This window comes from Micromonospora sp. NBC_00362 (assembly GCF_026342155.1).
GTDB lineage: Bacteria > Actinomycetota > Actinomycetes > Mycobacteriales > Micromonosporaceae > Micromonospora > Micromonospora hortensis.
Map to the genome: position 1 here is coordinate 4,430,034 of NZ_JAPENH010000001.1, position 19,369 is coordinate 4,449,402.

At 71.9% G+C, this 19,369-nt stretch carries 16 protein-coding genes and 1 pseudogene; 7 read left to right on the forward strand and 10 right to left on the reverse strand.

Features of this window, described 5'->3' with window-relative positions; all coding sequences use genetic code 11:
* Positions 1-65: 65 nt before the first annotated feature.
* Both clpB and OG992_RS20380 read right to left on the reverse strand, forming a co-directional pair.
* Entirely contained in the window at positions 66-2,657 is a 2,592-nt protein-coding gene (gene clpB, locus OG992_RS20375) for an ATP-dependent chaperone ClpB (protein WP_112621231.1), read from the reverse strand.
* An 85-nt stretch (positions 2,658-2,742) separates the two neighbouring features.
* Positions 2,743-3,387, reverse strand: a complete 645-nt coding sequence (locus tag OG992_RS20380) for a TetR/AcrR family transcriptional regulator (RefSeq protein WP_238685257.1) — start codon at positions 3,385-3,387, stop codon at positions 2,743-2,745.
* Positions 3,388-3,472: 85 nt separating this feature from the next.
* On the opposite strand from OG992_RS20380, the gene OG992_RS20385 reads away from it, so the two are divergent.
* The 3 genes from OG992_RS20385 (at position 3,473) to OG992_RS20395 (ending at position 6,446) form a co-directional block, all read left to right on the forward strand.
* On the forward strand, positions 3,473-4,609 hold the full coding sequence (locus OG992_RS20385) for an epoxide hydrolase family protein (protein WP_266304051.1): 1,137 nt from the start codon (positions 3,473-3,475) through the stop codon (positions 4,607-4,609).
* 117 nt (positions 4,610-4,726) lie between these two features.
* Positions 4,727-5,227, forward strand: a complete 501-nt coding sequence (locus tag OG992_RS20390; protein WP_266304052.1) for a cation:proton antiporter regulatory subunit — start codon at positions 4,727-4,729, stop codon at positions 5,225-5,227.
* Between the two features lie 4 nt (positions 5,228-5,231).
* Positions 5,232-6,446, forward strand: coding sequence for a cation:proton antiporter (locus tag OG992_RS20395; protein ID WP_238685255.1), 1,215 nt, complete (start codon positions 5,232-5,234; stop codon positions 6,444-6,446).
* Here the strand turns inward: OG992_RS20395 and OG992_RS20400 are convergent.
* Positions 6,435-6,662 (reverse strand): annotated as a pseudogene (locus OG992_RS20400) (GNAT family N-acetyltransferase); the annotation flags it as partial. The gene OG992_RS20395 and the pseudogene OG992_RS20400 sit on opposite strands and share 12 nt — an antisense overlap.
* 222 nt (positions 6,663-6,884) lie before the next feature.
* On the opposite strand from OG992_RS20400, the gene OG992_RS20405 reads away from it, so the two are divergent.
* Complete coding sequence (locus OG992_RS20405; RefSeq protein WP_112677468.1) at positions 6,885-7,316, forward strand: hypothetical protein; 432 nt, start codon at positions 6,885-6,887, stop codon at positions 7,314-7,316.
* 375 nt (positions 7,317-7,691) lie between these two features.
* Here the strand turns inward: OG992_RS20405 and OG992_RS20410 are convergent, their stop codons facing one another.
* The 5 genes from OG992_RS20410 to dnaK form a co-directional block, all read right to left on the reverse strand.
* Positions 7,692-7,886 (reverse strand): hypothetical protein, encoded by a 195-nt coding sequence (locus OG992_RS20410; protein ID WP_238685252.1) that lies wholly within the window; start codon positions 7,884-7,886, stop codon positions 7,692-7,694.
* A 136-nt stretch (positions 7,887-8,022) separates the two neighbouring features.
* Positions 8,023-8,463, reverse strand: a complete 441-nt coding sequence (locus tag OG992_RS20415) for a helix-turn-helix transcriptional regulator (protein WP_030332087.1) — start codon at positions 8,461-8,463, stop codon at positions 8,023-8,025.
* Between the two features lie 30 nt (positions 8,464-8,493).
* Positions 8,494-9,681: a molecular chaperone DnaJ gene (gene dnaJ, locus OG992_RS20420; protein ID WP_238685251.1), complete on the reverse strand. Its 1,188-nt coding sequence runs from the start codon at positions 9,679-9,681 to the stop codon at positions 8,494-8,496.
* 85 nt (positions 9,682-9,766) lie between these two features.
* Complete coding sequence (grpE, locus tag OG992_RS20425; protein WP_238685250.1) at positions 9,767-10,522, reverse strand: nucleotide exchange factor GrpE; 756 nt, start codon at positions 10,520-10,522, stop codon at positions 9,767-9,769.
* Positions 10,523-10,570: 48 nt separating this feature from the next.
* Positions 10,571-12,448 (reverse strand): molecular chaperone DnaK, encoded by a 1,878-nt coding sequence (gene dnaK / locus OG992_RS20430; protein ID WP_266304054.1) that lies wholly within the window; start codon positions 12,446-12,448, stop codon positions 10,571-10,573.
* A 220-nt stretch (positions 12,449-12,668) separates the two neighbouring features.
* Between dnaK and OG992_RS20435 the strand changes: the two genes are divergently transcribed.
* The 3 genes from OG992_RS20435 to OG992_RS20445 are packed head-to-tail and all read left to right on the forward strand — an operon-like array spanning position 12,669 to position 17,452.
* Entirely contained in the window at positions 12,669-14,489 is a 1,821-nt protein-coding gene (locus tag OG992_RS20435; RefSeq protein ID WP_266304055.1) for an ABC transporter, read from the forward strand.
* Positions 14,486-16,171: a GTPase gene (locus OG992_RS20440; protein WP_238685247.1), complete on the forward strand. Its 1,686-nt coding sequence runs from the start codon at positions 14,486-14,488 to the stop codon at positions 16,169-16,171. The genes OG992_RS20435 and OG992_RS20440 overlap by 4 nt, the downstream gene beginning before the upstream one ends.
* A 57-nt stretch (positions 16,172-16,228) precedes the next feature.
* Entirely contained in the window at positions 16,229-17,452 is a 1,224-nt protein-coding gene (locus OG992_RS20445) for a hypothetical protein (protein ID WP_238685246.1), read from the forward strand.
* Positions 17,453-17,548: 96 nt separating this feature from the next.
* Here OG992_RS20445 and OG992_RS20450 read toward each other — a convergent pair whose 3' ends face one another.
* Together OG992_RS20450 and OG992_RS20455 are read right to left on the reverse strand one after the other, a co-directional pair.
* Positions 17,549-18,172, reverse strand: coding sequence for a phosphatase PAP2 family protein (locus OG992_RS20450; RefSeq protein WP_266304056.1), 624 nt, complete (start codon positions 18,170-18,172; stop codon positions 17,549-17,551).
* A 65-nt stretch (positions 18,173-18,237) separates the two neighbouring features.
* The gene (locus tag OG992_RS20455; RefSeq protein WP_266304057.1) at positions 18,238-19,113 is read right to left on the reverse strand and encodes a hypothetical protein; all 876 of its coding nucleotides are present in this window, start codon (positions 19,111-19,113) and stop codon (positions 18,238-18,240) included.
* Positions 19,114-19,369: the final 256 nt, after the last annotated feature.

Consider the following 19,369-nt stretch of genomic DNA (forward strand, 5'->3'; position numbering starts at 1 on the left):
CGGCGGCGAAGAGACGGGTCGGGCCGACCCCGCCCGCGAGGCGGGGTCGGCCCGGGTGCGACGGATCAGGCAGCGGTGACGGAGAGGGTGTTGGTTTCGGTGGCGCGGTCCACCTTCACCGTTTCGCCGTCGCGGATCTGGCCGGACAGGAGGGCCTTCGCCAGTTGGTCTCCGATTGCGGTCTGGACCAGGCGACGGAGCGGTCGCGCACCGTAGATCGGGTCGTAACCGTGCTCGGCCAGCCAGTCCCGGGCGGCATCGGTGATCTCCAGGCCCAGCCGGCGATCGGCCAACCGCCGCCGCATCCGGTTCAACTGGATGTCGACGATGGAGCGCAGGTCGTCCCCGCGCAGCGAGGCGAAGACCACTATGTCGTCCAGCCGGTTGAGGAACTCCGGCTTGAAGTGCGACCGGACCACGGCCAGCACGCCCTCCCGGCGCTGCTCGTCGGCGAGCGTCAGGTCGCTGATCACCGACGACCCGAGGTTGGACGTGAGGATCAGGATCGCGTTACGGAAGTCCACGGTGCGGCCCTGGCCGTCGGTGAGCCGGCCGTCGTCGAGCACCTGGAGCAGCACGTCGAAGACGTCCGGGTGGGCCTTCTCCACCTCGTCCAGCAGCACCACCGAGTACGGCCGTCGGCGCACCGCCTCGGTGAGCTGACCACCCTCGTTGTAGCCGACGTAGCCGGGCGGGGCACCGACCAGGCGAGCGACCGAGTGCTTCTCGCCGTACTCGCTCATGTCGATGCGGACCATGGCCCGCTCGTCGTCGAAGAGGAACTCGGCGAGGGCCTTGGCCAGCTCGGTCTTGCCGACGCCGGTGGGGCCGAGGAAGAGGAAGCTGCCGGTCGGGCGATCCGGGTCGGCGATACCGGCCCGGGCGCGGCGTACCGCGTCGGAGACCGCGCCGACCGCCTCGGTCTGGCCGACCACCCGGCCGCCCAGCGACTCCTCCATCCGCAGCAGCTTGGCCGTCTCACCCTCCAGCAGGCGGCCGGCGGGGATGCCGGTCCAGGAGGCGACCACCGCGGCGATGTCGTCCGCGCCGACCTCCTCCTTGAGCATCGCGCCGTCGGCCTGGAGCTGGGCCAGCTCCTCCGCGGCCTGCTTCAGCTCGACCTTCAGGGCGGGGATCCGGCCGTAGCGCAGCTCGGCGGCGCGTTCCAGCTCACCGTCCCGCTCGGCCCGCTCGGCCTCACCGCCGAGGCGTTCCAACTCCTCCTTGGCGGTGGAGAGCTTGGTGATGTGGCTCTTCTCCGTCTGCCAGCGCTCGGAGAGCACTGTGAGCTGCTCGCGCTTGTCGGCCAACTCCTTGCGGAGCCGCTCCAACCGCTCGGCGGAGGCGGCGTCCGGCTCCTTGGCCAGGGCCATCTCCTCGATCTCCAGCCGGCGGACCGCCCGCTCGATCTCGTCCACCTCGACCGGACGCGAATCGATCTCCATCCGGAGCCGGGACGCGGACTCGTCGACCAGGTCGATCGCCTTGTCGGGCAGGAACCGGTCGGTGATGTAACGGTCGGACAGCGTCGCGGCGGCCACCAGCGCGGCGTCGGTGATCCGTACGCCGTGGTGCACCTCGTAGCGCTCCTTGAGCCCGCGCAGGATGCCGATGGTGTCCTCGATGGTCGGCTCACCGACGAGCACCGGCTGGAAGCGGCGCTCCAGCGCCGGGTCCTTCTCGATGTGCTCGCGGTACTCGTCCAGCGTGGTGGCGCCCACCATCCGCAGCTCGCCACGGGCCAGCATCGGCTTGAGCATGTTGCCGGCGTCCATCGAGCCTTCGCCCTTGCCGGCGCCGACGACCGTGTGCAGCTCGTCGAGGAACGTGATGACCTGCCCGTTGGAGTTCTTGATCTCCTCCAGGACGGACTTCAGCCGCTCCTCGAACTGGCCGCGGTACTGGGCGCCGGCGACCATCGCGCCGAGGTCCAGCGAGATCAGCTTCTTGTCGCGCAGCGACTCGGGCACGTCGCCGGTGACGATCCGCTGGGCCAGACCCTCGACGATCGCGGTCTTGCCGACGCCGGGCTCGCCGATCAGCACCGGGTTGTTCTTGGTACGCCGGGAGAGCACCTGGATGACCCGACGGATCTCGGAGTCCCGGCCGATGACCGGGTCGATCTTGCCGTCCCGGGCGCTGGCGGTCAGGTCGACGCCGTACTTGGTGAGGGCCTGGTAGGTCTGCTCCGGGTCGGCGGTGGTGACCCGACGGTCCCCACCGCGAACGGTCGGGAAGGCGGCGACCAGGGCCTCCTCGGTGGCACCGGCGGTCTTCAGCGCGCCGGACACCGCCCCGCCCACCCGGGCCAGGCCGGCGAGCAGGTGCTCGGTGGAGGTGTACTCGTCGCCCAGCGGCCGGGCGATCTGCTCGGCGGCGCCGATGGCGTTGACGAACTCCCGAGCCAACGTCGGCTCGGCGATGCTGGAGCCGCGCGCGGCCGGCAGGTTGTCGACGGCGCGCTGGGCGGCCTGGCGCAGCTCGGTCGGGTCTGCCCCGACGGCGCGCAGCAGGCCGGTGGCGGTCGAGCCGTCGGTGTCCAGGAGTGACAGGAGCAGGTGCCAGGGCTCCACCGTGGCGTGACCACGCTGGTTGGCCAGGGCGACAGCGCCCGTGATGGTTTCGCGGCTCTTGGTGGTGAGTCTTTCGGTGTTCATGGGCTCCCCCGGATCGGCGTTGTCCATTGGGTTGGACACAACCAGAGTTGAGCGTATTCCGCTCAACCTTAGCGCGTGACGGCCATCACTCCCGGCGCCGCCACCGCCAGTCGAACTCGCCGGCCGCTGGCGGCGGGCCGGGCAGCGGGTCCGCTCCCGGCGCCGACGACAAACCGGCCAGCAGGACCGCGAGCTGCCGGCGGCGCAGTTGGCGGGTCCGCTCCGGATCGGGTACGCGGACCGCCGCGCACGCCTCCAACAACAACCCCAGATCGTGTACGACAGCGTCCGGGCGCAGCCGCCCGCTGGCGTGGGCTCGGTCGACCAGAGCTGTCGCCAACTCACCGGCGCGCATCGCGTCCCGGCCCATCTCCTCGGTCGGGGTGAAGGTGCCGGCCAGGTGGACGGTGAGCGAGTGCACGTCGGCGTCGACCACCCGGGCCAGGAATCCCGTGAACGCGGCCCAGTCGTCCGGCTCGTCGAGGGCGGTCTCGGCCTCCGCGACGTACCGGCGCAGCCCGTCGTGGCAGAGCTGGCGCAGCAGGTCTTCCTTTCCCGCGTACCGCCGGTAGAGGGCGCTGATGCCGACGCCCGCGCGCTCCGCGACGGCGGCGATCGGGGCCTTCGGGTCGTCGAGGAAGACGGCGCGGGCGGCTTCGAGGATGACCTCGTCGTTGCGGGCGGCCTGGGCACGGCGACCGCCCAGCGTCTTGCCGGAAGTCGTTGACATGCCCCCAGCCTAACAGTGGAACGGATCGTTCCGCTCTGCTATGGTGATTTCAGAACGAAACATTCCGTTCCGAAGGAGTTCCCGTATGAGCGCCACCGCGATCAGTCCGTTCCGCGTCGAGATCCCGCAGACCGCCCTCGACGACCTGGCCGCCCGGCTGGACCGCACCCTCTGGCCCGCCGAACTGCCCGACGCCGGCGACTCGTACGGGATGAGCACCGACCGGGTACGCGCCCTCGCCGACCGGTGGCGGGGCGGGTTCGACTGGCGCGCCGTCGAGGCCCGCCTGAACGCTCACCCGCAGTTCGTCACCGAGATCGACGGCGAGCGGATCCACTTCCTGCACGTCCGATCGTCCCGGCCGGACGCCACAGCGCTGGTGCTCACCCACGGCTGGCCCGGCTCGGTGCTGGAGTACCTGGACGTGATCGCCCCGCTCACCGAGCCGACCGACAGGGACGCGCCGGCCTTCCACGTGGTCGTCCCGTCGCTGCCCGGCTTCGGGTTCTCCGGCCCGACCCACGGCGCCGGCTGGAACCGGTTCCGCATCGCCCGCGCCTGGGCCGAGCTGATGGACCGCCTGGGGTACGACAGCTACGGCGCGGTCGGCAACGACGCCGGCTCGATGATCGCGCCGGAGTTGGGCCGGATCGCCCCGGAGCGGGTGCTCGGCGTACACGTCACCCAGCTCTTCTCGTTCCCCTCCGGCGACCCGGCCGAGTTCGCCGGGCTCTCCGAGGCGGACCAGGCGGCGCTCGGGCACCTCCAGTGGTTCTACGAGAACAAGTTCTCCTTCAACCAGGTGCACAGTCAGCAGCCGCAGACCCTGGCCTTCGCGCTGGCCGACTCGCCGGTGGGGCTGCTCGCCTGGAACGCCCAGCTCTTCGACGAGAGCCTGGACGCCGACTTCGTGCTGGCCAACATCGCGCTCTACTGGTTCACCGGCACTGCCGCCTCGGCGATCCGGCTCTACTGGGAGGACGCGCACGCTGGCGAGCAGCCGACCGAGCCGACCACCGCTCCGACCGCGCTGGCCATGTTCCCCGGCGACTTCCAGTCCATCCGCCGCTTCGCCGAACGGGACCACGCGAACATCGTCCGGTGGACGGCGTACGAGACCGACGTCGACGGCCGGGGCGACGTCGGCGGTCACTACGCGGCCCACCAGGCCCCCGAGGTGCTGGTCACCGACATCCGCGAGTTCTTCGCCAGCCTCCGCTGACCCCGACGTGCCCAGGTGCCCGCGCCCGCTCTGCCGGCGCGGGCACCGGCCGCTTGATCCGAGAAGGGCTGTCCCTCCAAGATCTGCGTTCTGTTCACGAAGCGGTAGCCTTGGACTGTGCGAGTACGTGTCGAGCAGACCGCCTTACCCGGGATCGGGGTACGTCACGATCTGGTGACGGAGTCCGGACGCCGCCTGGGCGTCGTTTCCCACCGCAATGGCCGCCGTGATCTCGTTCTCTACGATCCCGACGACCCCGACGCCTGCCAGTCGGACATCCCGCTGACCGACGACGAGGCCGAGGCTCTCGCCGACATCCTCGGCGCGTCGCTGATGCTCGGCCAGCTCTCCGGGCTCCGGGAGCAGGCCGCCGGCCTGCTCACCGAGCAGATCGCCATCACGGCCGGCTCCCCGTACGTCAACCGGAGGCTCGGCGACACCAAGGCGCGTACCCGCACCAGCGCCTCCATCGTGGCTGTACTGCGTGAAGGCGAAGTGATCGTTTCGCCACTCCCCTCCTTCCGCTTCGCGGCCGGCGACGTGGTGGTCGTTGTCGGGACCCGTAGAGGTCTCGACGGCGTTTCCGCCATCCTCGCCGACAGTGACCCGGACGGCTAGGCGGATGCACGATTTCACCACGCTGCTCATCGAAGTCGGTGCGCTGCTGCTGCTGCTTGGGCTTCTCAGCCGGCTCAGCCGGCGATTCGGCCTCTCTCCCATTCCCCTCTACCTGCTCGCCGGGCTCGCGTTCGGGCACGGCGGGCTGCTGCCGCTGGACGCCAGCGAGGAGTTCTTCGCGGTCGGCGCCGAGATCGGCGTCATCCTTCTGCTGGTGATGCTCGGGCTGGAGTATTCAGCCAACGAACTCGTCGGCAACCTGCGCTCGGCGGCACCGGCCGGGCTGATCGACGGCGTCCTCAACGCGCTACCCGGCGCGGGGTTCGCCCTGCTGCTCGGCTGGGACTGGGTCGCCGCCCTGGTACTCGGCGGCATCACCTGGGTCTCCTCCTCCGGGGTGATCGCCAAGGTCCTCGCCGACCTGGGCCGGCTCGGTAACCGGGAAACCCCGGTGATCCTCTCGGTGCTGGTCATCGAGGACCTGGCGATGGCCCTCTACCTGCCGCTCGTCACCGCCGTGCTGGCCGGCACCGGCCTGCTCGGCGGCGGAATCGCGCTCACCATCGCGGTGGGCACTGTGCTGATCGTGCTGGTGGTCGCCATCCGGTACGGCCACCTGATCTCGTCCGCCCTGTCGGTGAAGGACCCGGAGGCGCTGCTGCTCGGCGTACTCGGTCTGACATTGCTGATCGCGGGCCTCGCCGCGTCGCTCAAGGTGTCGGCGGCGGTCGGCGCGTTCCTGGTCGGCATCGCGCTCTCCGGCCCGGTGGCGCACCACGCCACCGAGTTGCTCTCGCCGCTGCGGGACCTGTTCGCCGCTGTGTTCTTCGTCTTCTTCGGCCTGACCACCGACCCGCAGGACATCCCCCCGGTGCTGCTGCCGGCGCTCGCGTTGGCAGTGGTCACCATGGCGACGAAGACGCTCACCGGCTACCTGGCCGCCCGCCGGGTCGGCATCGCGGAACCCGGTCGATGGCGGACCGGCCTGGCACTCGTACCCCGAGGTGAGTTCTCCATCGTCATCGCCGGACTCGCGGTGGCCGCCGGGAGTGTCGAGCCGCGGTTGGCGGCGCTGGCCGCGACGTACGTCCTGATCACCGTGGTGACCGGGCCGATCCTGGCCCGGCTGCCGGACTACCCGTGGTTCAAGCGGTGGCTGCGCAACCGCGCGGCGGCCCAACGGCGGGAGCCGATCCCGGTCGCCGACTCACTGCACTGAGCTCCACCTGAACGCCGCGGCGGCGTGCGTCGCACCCTCGCGGAGGTAGAAGCGGTGCGCCTCGGTCCGGGCGAGGCCGGACTCCAGGAAGACATAGTCGGCACCCTTGTCGTGCGCCCACGCCCTGGCCGCCGCCAGGAGGCGGGAGCCGACACCCCGGGAGCGCCACTCGGGGTGCACGGCGAGATCCTCGCGAAAAGCCACTCCAGCCCTTCGACGAAGTCGGCCTCGGCACCCCGCCGTAACCGTCTAACGTGGATTGTCATAGGAGCATCATCGGCTGCGCTGTCGATGCAACGGACCCGCCCGTGCCAACGGTTGCGGAATTGCTCCTCGCGGGTACTACCGCAGCACCCGACGGCGGGTTACCGTTTCGCCCCAGCAGCCAGGGTCCGCAGGCAGCGTTGCCAAACGCGGGCGAGAGCGGAAGGTTGGCCGGTGAGCGTGCAGGAGTCGACGTTCCACGGCTTCGCCAACCCCGTCGATCCGACTCCGGCGGAGTTGCGAGCCTGGGCGTACAAGCCCGATTCGGTGCCGTTGGCCTCGATGCCACCCGACTGGGACCTGCTGGTCTCCGGCGACCGGCTGGTGTTGACGCTCTTCGAGTTGGCGATGGATCCAACCTGCCCGGCCCGGCGTTTCGCGCTGCACTGCCTCTACATCTACGCGGCCGACGGCATCCGGACGAACTTCCGCGCCCACCCGAAGCGCCGCTTCCGCAAGCTCGTCGAACAGGCCGAGCGTGACGGCGACGAGCTGATGAAGGTCTGGGCGCACAACGGCCGGGTGCTATTGGCCCGACCGGACCTCTTCGTCTACCGGGACTGGTGCGAGGGCGGCCTGGTCCGCGAAAACCGCCGCCTCGGCTGAGACGACTCAGGTGGCTCCCTCGCCCGCGGTGGCTGGATGCTGTGCTGTTCGCGGCCCTTTGGAGCTGATGTCGCAAACGATTCACGCCCGGCCCGCCCAGGATCGGTCAGCCCGGATCGGGCGGGTCAGTCGCGGCCGGTCGAGGTCGGGGCCGGTCGGGGCCGGTCGAGCTCGAATTGTGTCTGGGCAGAGCTGTGGCGTGATGTCATAAACGATTCAGCTCGAAAGGACCTACGCGTCGGCTGGCCACCCACCCCGGGCCGAGGGCGGCGTCCCAACGTCCGGCCCGCACTCCGACGGCGAACGGGCCCCGACCCCGACACGGCGAACGGGCCGGGACCCCCCGTGGGTCCCGGCCCGCACGTCGGTCACCGGTCAGTCCTGCTTGCGTTCCGTCTCGGCTCGGCCCCGTTCGCCGGCGTGGTCGCCGTCTTCGGCGAACCGGCCCGCGATGATCCGGTCCCGGTAGGTCCCCTCGGTCACCTTGTCGAACTTCTTGCGGACGGTCTCGGCCAGGTTCTCCAACCGGTCCTCGGTCTGCTGGGCCACCTTCTTCGCCGATTCCGCCATCGCTCCCCCTCGCCATGCCGGTAGGTCCAGATTAAGCCGATTGGACCCTTATCGACAGGCTAACTGAAGCGGCCCGGACCGCGCCGGGAATCCAGCGCGGTCCGGGCCGAGAAGACAGATCCGGGTGAGCGGCAGGTCAGCGATCGGGCGTCCGGCGGGGGCGCCACACCACCAGCGCTGTGGACGTGCGGTTGGTCGGCACCAGATCCCGGCCCGGGAAGCGGGCCAACGACTCCAGCTCCGCCACCCGGCGGTACGCGGCGTCCAGCTCCGCCTCCAGCCGGGCCACCCGCTGCTGCGCCTGCTCCAGCAGCCGCTCCAGCCCGATGATCCGCTTGACGCCGGCCAGGTTGATCCCGTCGTCCTGGCTGAGCCGCTGCACCTCGCGCAGCAGCACCACGTCGCGGACGCTGTAGCGACGCCCGCCACCAGCGGCCCGGCCGGGCTGCACCAGCCCCAGTCGGTCGTACTGGCGCAGGGTCTGCGGGTGCATCCCCGCCATCCGTGCCGCTACCGAGATCATCAGCACCTTGGCCTCGTAGGCAGGGTCGCCCGAACCGAGGAACTCGCCCGACATCCCGCTCACCTCCGCGTCCATTCCACCGGACTAACTGACTCGACGCACCCGTGCGTCGAGATGTTCCCGGGCCGCCGGCGGGGTCTGCTCGGCGAACGACTCCAGCGCCGTACGCGCCTCGTCCGACAACCGGGCCGGCACCACCACGTCCAGCGTGACCAGCAGGTCACCGGCCTGCCCGTCGCGACGGACCACACCCTTGCCGCGAGCCCGCAGCACCCGCCCGCTCGGCGTTCCCGGCGGCACCCGCAGGGTCATCGCACCGTCGAGCGTGGGCACCCGCAGGTCCGTGCCGAGCACGGCCTCCGCGAAGGTGACCGGCACGGTCAGCGTCAGGTCGTCCCCGGTACGCCCGAACAGCTCGTCCGGCCGAACCTTGACGTGCACGAAGAGGTCACCAGCCGGGCCACCGCGCTCGCCCGGCTCGCCACGCCCGGCCAGCCGGATGCGTTGACCGTCGGCCACACCGGCCGGGAAGCGCACGTTCATGGTGCGGGTCTTGGTGACACCGCCGCTGCCGTGGCACTCCGGGCACTTCTCCTCGACCACTGTGCCGACGCCCTGGCAGTTGCGGCACGGCTCGGAGAAGCTGAACGACCCCTGGTTGCGGGTGGTCACGCCGGCACCATGACAGACCGGGCAGGTACGCGGCTGGGTGCCGGGCTTGGCCCCGTTGCCGTGGCAGGTGTCGCAGACTCCCGGCGCGCGCAGCGTCAGGGGCAGCGTCACCCCGCGCACCGCGTCGCCGAAGTCCAGCGCCACCTCGGTCTCCACGTCCCGACCACGGGCCGGACCGTGTGGTGCGGCCTGCCCACCGGCCTGACCACCACTGAAGATCGAGCTGAAGAGGTCCTGGAAGCCGGCGCCGCCGAAGCGACGATCGCCGCCTCCGCCTCCGCCGCCGCCGAACATGTCGGAGACGTCGAACGGCATGCCGCCCGGCTGACCCCCACCCCGGGCGTTGCGCCGGAACGCGCCAGAGCCGAAGAGCGAACGCATCTCGTCGTACTCGCGACGGCGGCCGCTGTCCGACAGCACGTTGTACGCCTCGGACGCGGCCTTGAACCGCTCCTCGGCCTTCGGGTCGCCCGGGTTGTGGTCCGGGTGCGACTCCCGGGCCACCTTGCGGTACGCCTTCTTGATGTCATCCGCGGAGGCGGCCTTGTCCACGCCGAGCACGGCGTAGAAGTCCTTCTCGATCCAGTCCTTCGAACTCACCGGTCCACCTCCTTCCGACCCTGGTGGCCCGGCCGTCCCGCCCACCGCTGAGCGGTGGGCGGGACAGCTCGGTCACTGTCTGGCACTATTTCGGATCCGCGACCGCGACCAGCGCGGGGCGCAACAGCCGCTCACCGAGCTGGTAGCCGCGTCGCATGACCTGTACGCAGGTCGGCTCGCTGACGTCGGCCGAGGTCTGGTGCGCGACCGCCTCGTGCCGGGTCGGATCGAACGGGTCGCCCTGCTCGCCGAAGGCGTTCAGGCCGAACTTGCCCAGCGCTGTGGTGAGTTGTTCCGCCACAGTGCCGAACGGCCCGACCAGGTCGCCGTGTTCCCGGGCCCGGTCCAGGTCGTCCAGGATCGGCAGCAGCGCGGCCAGCACCGAGCCGGTCGCCTGCTCCTGGACGAGGCTGCGGTCGCGGTCGACCCGCTTGCGGTAGTTGGCGTACTCCGCCGACACCCGCTGCAGGTCCTTGGTCCGCTCGTCGAGCTCGGCCCGGAGCGCCTCCAGCTCGGCGCCGAGCGAGGTGCCCGTGCCGCCGCCGTCCACCGGCTGCGCCGGGGCGTCCACCACCGGCGGACCGGACGGCTCCGGCCCGTCGGTGGAGTTGACCTCGACCTCGATCTCGTCGACCACTACCTCGGCGTCCTCGACCAGACCCTCGGCCGGAACACCGGTCTCCGCGTCGGCGGCGGTCCCCTCCGGCTCGGCGGTGTCGACGAGCTTGCGGTTGTTGCGGATGACGACCCGCTCCCCGTCGCCGGTCGGCTCCGTGGTCGCGGAGCCACCCGGCGTCGACCCGGTGTCGCCCGGGTCGGCGGCTCGTGGCTTCTGCGTCATGCGGCTACCTCATCCCCTTCGCCGTGCAAACGTGTCGGAGGCCGATGGTCACTTCTTGCCGTCCTCGTCCACGATTTCCGCGTCGACCACGTCGTCGGCGCCGCCGGCCTGCGTGCCGGTCGCACCGGTCGCACCGGTCGCACCGGTCGCACCCGGTCCGGGCTCGCCACCCGGCTGCTGACCCTGCTCGGCCTGCTGCGAGTAGAGCAGCGAACCGGCCTGCTGGGAGACCTGAGCCAGCTTCTCGTGCGCCGACTTGATCTTCTCGATGTCCTGGCCGCCGAGGGCGCCACGCAGCTCGCCGAGCGCCTCGTTGAGCTGCTCGCGGTTCTCACCGGGCAGCTTGTCGCCGCTCTCGGCGAGGAACTTCTCGGTCTGCCACTGGAGCGCCTCGGCCACGTTGCGGGTCTCGGCGTCGTCGCGGCGGCGCTTGTCCTCCTCCGCGTGCTCCTCGGCGTCCCGGCGCATCCGCTCGATGTCGTCCTTCGGCAGCGAGGAGCCGCCGGTGATCGTCATCTTCTGTTCCTTGCCGGTGCCCAGGTCCTTGGCGTGCACGTTGACGATGCCGTTGGCGTCGATGTCGAAGGCGACCTCGATCTGCGGCACACCGCGCGGCGCCGGCGGAAGGCCGGTCAGCTCGAAGGTGCCGAGCTTCTTGTTGTACGCCGCGATCTCCCGCTCACCCTGGAACACCTGGATCAGCACCGACGGCTGGTTGTCGTCCGCCGTGGTGAAGACCTCGGAACGCTTGGTCGGGATGGTGGTGTTGCGCTCGATCAGCTTGGTGAAGATGCCGCCCTTGGTCTCGATGCCCAGGCTGAGCGGGGTCACGTCGAGCAGCAGGACGTCCTTGACCTCACCCTTGAGCACACCGGCCTGGAGGGCGGCGCCGACGGCGACCACCTCGTCCGGGTTGACGCCCTTGTTGGGGTCGCGACCGGTGAGCTGCTTGACCAGGTCGGTCACGGCGGGCATCCGGGTCGAACCGCCGACCAGGATGACGTGCTCGACGTCGGAGATCTTGATCCCCGCGTCCTTCACGGCCTGCTCGAACGGGCCCTTGCAACGGTCCAGCAGGTCCTGCGTCATCCGCTGGAACTCGGCGCGGCTGAGCGTCACGTCGAGGTGCAGCGGGCCGGCCGCGCCAGCGGTGATGTACGGCAGGTTGATGTTGGTGGTGGTGGCGGCGGACAGCTCGATCTTGGCCTTCTCGGCTGCCTCGCGGAGCCGCTGGAGGGCCATCTTGTCCTGAGCCAGGTCGATGCCGTGCTCACCGCGGAACGTCTTGACCAGGTGGTCGATGATCCGCTGGTCCCAGTCGTCGCCACCGAGCTGGTTGTCACCGCTGGTCGACTTGACCTCGACGACGCCCTCGGCCAACTCCAGCAGCGACACGTCGAAGGTGCCACCGCCGAGGTCGAAGACCAGGACGGTCTGCTCCTTGGAGCCCTTGTCCAGCCCGTACGCCAGGGCGGCGGCGGTCGGCTCGTTGACGATCCGCAGCACGTTGAAGCCGGCGATCTCGCCGGCCTCCTTGGTGGCCTGGCGCTGGCTGTCGTTGAAGTAGGCCGGAACGGTGATCACCGCGTCGGTGATCTGCTCACCCAGGTACGCCTCGGCGTCCCGCTTGAGCTTCATCAGCGTCCGGGCCGAGATCTCCTGCGGGGTGTACTTCTTGCCGTCGATGTCGACGGACCAGTTCGTGCCGACCTCGCGCTTGACCGACCGGATCGTCCGGTCCGGGTTGGTCACCGCTTGGCGCTTGGCGACCTCACCGACGAGCACCTCGCCGTTACGGGCGAACGCGACGATCGAAGGAGTCGTCCGCGACCCCTCAGCGTTGGCGATGACGGTGGGCTCACCGCCCTCGAGAACGCTGACGCAGGAGTTCGTCGTGCCGAGGTCGATACCGACCGCACGTGCCATCTTCGCTTCCTCGCTTCATAAGGTTGTGCAGGTGACGGGCATCGCCCGTGGGCTGCTGGCGAGCACCGCTCGCAGCGGGCCCCACCACAAGTTGAGTGAACTTGACTCAATAGTGCCACGCGTTGGCCAATCGTCAAGTTGACTTGAGTCAACCCGACGCAACCCAGCCGTTATTACCGTCCGGTTGTCTTCCCTTGCATCGGTCGGGCACGCTTTAGCGGTGACGACGCACGGCGATCCCGCCACCCGTTCCGGTGCGCCCGCCGTCGCAGCCCGTACCGACCCGCCGGACGCCGCGGAGGAGCCGCCCGCCACCACCGGGGACGACAGCCTCCCCGGCGCACTGTCGGGCCTCCGGGAGGCGATCGGCGCGACCCGGTATCCCCTCGCGCTGCCCTCCGCCAACTCTGCCCGGCACAGCGCCACAGCACTCACCGACCAACTCGACGACTACCTGCTGCCCCGGCTCGCCCGGTTGGACGCCCCACTGCTCGTGGTGGTCGGCGGCTCCACCGGCGCGGGTAAGTCGACCCTGGTCAACAGCCTGGTCAAGGCCCGGGTCAGCGCCGCCGGCGTGCTCCGGCCGACCACCCGCTCCCCGGTGCTGGTCTGCAACCCGTCCGACGCGGCCTGGTTCCGGCAGGGTGACCTCCTGCCCGGGCTGACCCGCACCACCGAGCCGAGCGACGATCCACGCGCCCTGCACCTCGTCACCGCCCCGGCCCTGCCCGCCGGGCTGGCCTTCCTCGACGCGCCCGACATCGACTCGGTCGTCGACGCCAACCGGGCGCTCGCCACCCAACTGCTGGCCGCCGCCGACCTGTGGCTCTTCGTCACCACCGCCGCCCGGTACGCCGACGCGGTGCCCTGGGAGCTGCTGCGCAGTGCCCGGGCACGCGGCGCGGTGATCGCCATGGTGCTGGACCGGGTGCCCGCCGAGGCCACCGACGAGATCGCCGCGCACCTGAGCGAGATGCTCGCCGAGCAGGACCTCGGCCGGGCACCGCTGTTCGTGTTGCCCGAGACCTGGGTCGACGGTCAGGGGCTGCTGCCCGAGGGAGTCACCGCCCCACTGGCCGACTGGTTCGCCCGGTTGGCCGCCGACGTGGACGCGCGGGCGGCGGTGGTTCGCCAGACCCTCGACGGGGCGCTGGCCGCACTCCACCCCGCCGTGGAGGATCTGGCCGACGCCGCCGACGAGCAGCTCGCCGCCGCCGACGGGCTGGACGAACGGGTCCGGGCCGCGTACCGGGGGGCCGAGCGCACCGTCGAGCAGGGGCTCCAGGACGGCCGGCTGCTCCGGGGTGAGGTGCTCGCCCGCTGGCAGGAGTTCGTCGGCACCGGCGAGCTGTTCCGCACGCTGGAGGCACGGATCGGCCGCCTCCGGGACCGGGTCGTGGCCGCCGTCACCGGCCGACCCGCGCCCGCCGCCGAGCTGCGCAACGCCATCGAGTCCCAACTGGTGACGCTGCTACGCGGGGTGGCCTCGGAGGCCGCCGAGTCCGCGTACACCGGGTGGAAGGCACACCCGGCCGGCGCCGGGCTGCTCGACCCGGCGCTCGCCCACCCGAGCGCGGACCTACCCGAGCGCGCCGAGCGCATGGTCCGGGACTGGCAGCGCGGAGTGCTGGAACTGGTCCGGGTCGAGGGCGGCGACAAGCGGTTCGTGGCCCGCACCGCCGCGTACGCGGTGAACGCCACCGGGCTGGCCGTGATGATCGCCGTCTTCGCCTCCACCGCGTTCATCCCGACCGGGCTGGAGCTGGCCACCGGGGCTGGCACCACTGTCGCCGCACAGGCCGTCCTCCAGGCGATCTTCGGCGACCAGGCGGTGCGTACCCTTGCCGCCAAGGCCCGCGCCGACCTGCTGGACCGGGTGCGGACGCTGCTCGACGCGGAGGCCGACCGCTTCCTGAGTCGCACCGCCGACGCCCGCCCCGCCGAGGACGCCGGCGACGGGCTGCGCCGGGCCGCCGGCCGGGTCGAGCTGGCCCGGCACCGCAGTGGCCTGTCCGCCGCCGACGAGGAGGGTTCCCGGTGAGCAACATCGCCGGCCGGGTACGCGAGGTGTTCCGCGGGGACCAGCGGGTCGACGCCGACGCGCTGATCGCCCGCCTGGACGCGGTACGCCGGTTCCTGACCGCCGTGGACGGTCTGCTGCCGGACTCCGACCTGGTGCCCGCGCACACGCTTGTCGAGCGGGCCGGCACCCGGCTCGCGCTGTCCCGGGACCACACGGTGGTCGCCCTGGCCGGCGCCACGGGCAGCGGCAAGTCCAGCCTCTTCAACGCGTTGGCCCAACTGGAACTCTCGCCGGTCGGGGTCCGCCGGCCGACCACCGGCGTCACCCACGCCTGCGTGTGGGGGGCCCTGGAGGGCGCCAACCATCTGCTCGACTGGATCGGCGTACTGCCCCGACACCGATTCGTCCGGGAGAGCGCCCTGGACGCGGACGACGAGACTGCCCTGCACGGGCTGATCCTGCTCGACCTGCCCGACTTCGACTCGGTGCAGCGATCTCACCGCCTCGAGGTGGACCGACTGCTCGGCCTGGTCGACCAGGTGGTCTGGGTGGTCGACCCGCAGAAGTACGCCGACCGGGTCATCCACGACAGCTACCTGCGCGAGTTCCACAGGCACCGCGACGTCACAGTGGTCGTGCTCAACCAGGCCGACCGGCTGCCCCCGGCCGAGGTGCCCCGGGTCCTGGACGACCTGCGTCGGCTGCTCGACACCGACGGGCTGACCGGGGTGCCCCTGCTGGCCACCACCGCCCTCGATCCGGCCGGGATGGTCGGGCTGCGCGACGCGCTGGAGCGCACCGTCGCCGAGCGGCAGGCCGCGTTGCGCCGGCTCGCCGGTGACGTCGACACGGTCGTCGCCGGCTTGGACGAGCTGGTCGGTTCGGCCCGGCCCGCGGACGGGCCGGACGACACCGCCGTCAAGGGGCTGAACCGGGCGCTGGCCGGGGCGGCCGGGGTGCCAGCGGTGACCGAGGCCGTGGAGCGGGCGTACCGACACCGGGCCGGCGCGGCCACCGGCTGGCCCGTGGTCCGGGGCTGGCGACGGTTGCGCCCCGACCCGCTACGTCGGCTGCACCTGCCCGGCCCGACCGGTGACCAGGCCGACCCGGCGGAGAGCCTGGTGGCGGCCACCTCGGTACCGGACCCGACGGCCGCCCAGCGCTCGGCGCTCGGCCTCGCCATCCGCGCGGTGGCCGACCGGGCCGCAGCCGACCTGCCCGCCGCCTGGCCCGGCGCGGTGACCTCCGCCGCCCGGTCCCGCCTCGGCGACCTGCCGGACGCCCTGGATCGCACGATCGCCGGCACGGATCTCGGCCTCGACCGTCGCCCGCTGTGGTGGCGGGTCGTCGGCGGTGTGCAGTGGTTGGTCACCCTCGCCGCCGTGGTCGGGCTGGGCTGGCTGGTGCTCGGCTACGCGCTGCGGGCGCTCGGCCTGCCCGCGCTGGACAACCCGATGGTCGGCCAGGTGCCGCTGCCGACCGTCCTGCTGCTCGGCGGCCTGCTGGCCGGACTGCTGGTGGCGGCGCTGACCCGCCCGGTGGTGCGCTGGGCCGCCCGGCGCGCCAGGGCCCGCGCCGACCAGCGGCTGACGGCGCGGGTCGCCCAGGTGGGCGACGAGTACGTGCTGACACCGGTACGGATCGTGCTCGGCTCGTACGCGCAGGCACGCGACGCGCTGCGGGACGCCGCACGCCGCTGACGCTCCGCACGGCTCGCTACCGCTCTGCGTACGCCCCGGGCGGCGTAGGGTCGGAGCATGGCCACGCCTCAGACCCCCTACGACGCGGTGCTGCACGCCGCACGCGACGTGACCAAGCTGGAGTCCGCCCTCGACGCCGAGATGCTCGGCAGCGCCCTGCTGGGCAGTGTCTACGCGATCGCGGAGTCCGACCGCGACGCCGCCGTACGGGAGTTCGTCACCGGCTTTCTCGCCGCCACCGCCCGCCGCAGGATCGCGGCGGCGACCACCATCCGGCAGGTCTTCGCCACGCTCGTCCCGACCGCCGAGGGCACCGATCGGGTGCGCCCGGGCAGCCAGGCGCCCACCTGGACGGCCCAGCTCGGCCGGGTGCACCTCACCGGCACCTGGGCGTACGGCGACGTGTACGGCGACCAGACCTCCTACCTCGCGACCTTCGCCTACGACGACGAGTCCGGCGGCTCGGAGCACGCGCTGGTGGCCCTGGTGGACCACAACATCGGGATCACCAAGGACATCTTCGTGGGCGGGCCGGCCGAACGGATCCTGGACCAGGTCCGGCAGATGTGCGCCGACGACGAGCTGACCTGGTTCCGTACCGAAGATCCAGCCCGGTTCCGGGGCGAGGTGGCCCGTCATCTGGCGGTCACCGACGACCTGGGCGAGTTGCCCGGCGAGGGGTCACTCGCCACCGACCGAGCGTTGGTCGGGGCCCGGCTGGCGATGCTGCCCACCGCGGCCGACCCGACCGGTCCGGCGGAGGTCGAGCCGCTCTCCGCTGCCGAGCGCACCGACCTGGTCCGGCGGTTCCTCGCCGCGCCGGAGGCCGCCCGCTTCGGGCTGGACGCCGTGGACGGCCCGGAGCTGGCATCCCTGCACTTCTGCCTGAGCCTGCTGCTGGACCACTCGGCGAGCTTCCCGGACGCCGATCCGATGCGCTGGAGTCCCGCCGTGTCCGGGCTCTTCCTCCTCGACTGGGTGCACCGCCGGGCCGTGCTGGACATGGACGACGCGGCGATGCTCCCCCGGGTGCTGCGGGCCTGGGCGCGGTACGCGTCGCGCCAGCGCGGGCTGCCCGAGGCGGCGGCGACGCGCACCGACGAGGCGATCGAGGAGATGGTGCCGGAGTTCGCCCGCCTCTACTCGACAGGTGAGCGGCGCAGCGCTGCCACCGCCGCGGTGGCGCAGCTGATGGCCGACGGGGTGGACCCGGACGACCCGGCCGCGCTGGACGCGTGGATCGAGGCGAACCGCCACCGCCTCGCCGACGACGGCGCCTGACGGCGCCTGAGGGTGGGCGGCTCCATGCCGCCCGCCCTGGGCCCGGCCGGCATCGTCCGCCAGGGCCGACCGGCACGCCGCCGGCCCCTGGTCGGGCTAGCGCAGCGGGCCGAAGATCACCGCGGCGATCAGGGCACCGAGGGCACCTCCGGTCAGCACCTGCGCCACAGTGTGGTCTCTCAGCCGTACCCGGGACCAGCCGACCACCGCCAGCAGCGGTGCGGCGACGATCAGCCGGGTCCCGAAGGTCAGCATCAGGATGACCAGCGTGCCGGCGGCCACCGCCGAGTGGATCGACATCTTCCACCAGTGGCTGACCGACACGGCGACGACGAGGCCGACGAGGCCGGACACCGCCAGTGCCAGCACCGGGCGGGGCGCGCCGAGCACGGCGAGCAGGGCGAGCCCCGCCGCGACCGAGCCGAGGCCGACCAGCAGCGGCGCCCGGCGCTGCTCCCGGCGGCCGACGTGGTGGTCGGTGAGCCGGCCACGGCGTACCCCGCCGACGATGTAGGCGAACGGGATGCCGGTGACGAACAGAGTGGCGAGCAGACCCCAGACGAGGCCCTGACCGGGGCGGCTGGCGCTGTGCCAACTCACCGTGATGATCAGCAGCGACACGAGCACCGCTGGGGCGGTCACCTCGGTGACCAGCCGGGCGATCCGCAACCCCGGGCCGGGCCGGACGGTGACCGGGCGGGGTTCCGCACCGCCGCCCACGCCACCCCCTCCGGTACGCGCCTACCGCCGCATGCCGCCGTCGCCGGACGAGCCGCGCCTGATCGTCACCGTACCGTCGGCGACACCGCACCGTAGGTCGGTCCGGCCAGTGGCGCCGGGCTGACGCTGGGCGTCGAGGCGACGGCCGACGGCGACGGGATCGCCGGGCTGGGTCGGCGGGTCGGTACCGCGGGCGGCGTGGGCGTGGGGGCCGGGACGGACCGGGTGCTGGTCGGCACGGCGGTCGCTGTCGCGTCGTCGGTAGGCGTGGGTGTCGGCCCCAGCGTCGGGTCCAGTGTGGGCGTCGGGTCCACCGTCAGGGTCGGGGTCGGATCGGGGTCGGCCGAGCCGGTCGGGTCCGGGTCCGGCGAGTCGGTGGGGTCCGGATCCGGCGAGTCGGTCGGGTCGGGGTCGGTCGGGTCCGGGTCCGGCGGATCGGTCGGGTCGGGGCCGGTCGACGGCGGCGGAACGACGGGTGGGGGTGCCGGCGGCGAGGTGCTCCGCGTGGGTCTCGGTGCCACCGGCGGGGCTGTCGTCCAGCGGGCGGGCCCGGGATCGGCGGCGGGCCCTTCCCGTGGACGCGACGGGGCGGCCGGCAGCCAACCGCTGGTCGGGTCGACGCTGGGCGTGCCGAGCGGGGGAAGCGGTGGTTGGCTGGTCATCGGCATGGGAATCACCACCGGCCCGACGGACGGGGTCGGCATGAACGGGGTGCTGCTGTCCGGTAGGGCGGTGCTGCCCGGGGTGGCCGAGCCCGCGCTGATCGCGGCGAGGATGGGCATCGACGCTGTGCCGGCCAGCAGCGCGACGGTGAGCAGGTAACCGCGGGAGGGGCCACCGGCGCCGGGGGCCCGGTGGACACCGACCATCCGGCGGTAGCCGCCGGCCGACCGATGCCGGCCAAGCGCTGGTATGCCGGGACCGTCACCTGGCTCGAACACCGCACACCCCTAGTCGTCGGCCGTCGGTGGACATGAATGGACGCCGTCGTGGGTAAAAACCCGACAAATAACCCGATAGGCGCGATCCTGCGGTAATCAGCCTCGCGCAGTCACAGTGGGTCAGCCAACCTCCACCGCGTGTCGACACGCGGTGCTGCCCGAACGGTGACGAATCGTGCCGCAACGCATGGGAAACGCGGGCCGGCATGATGACGACAAACGGCGTCAAATCATGGGCGGTCGGATTGCGGAGGCA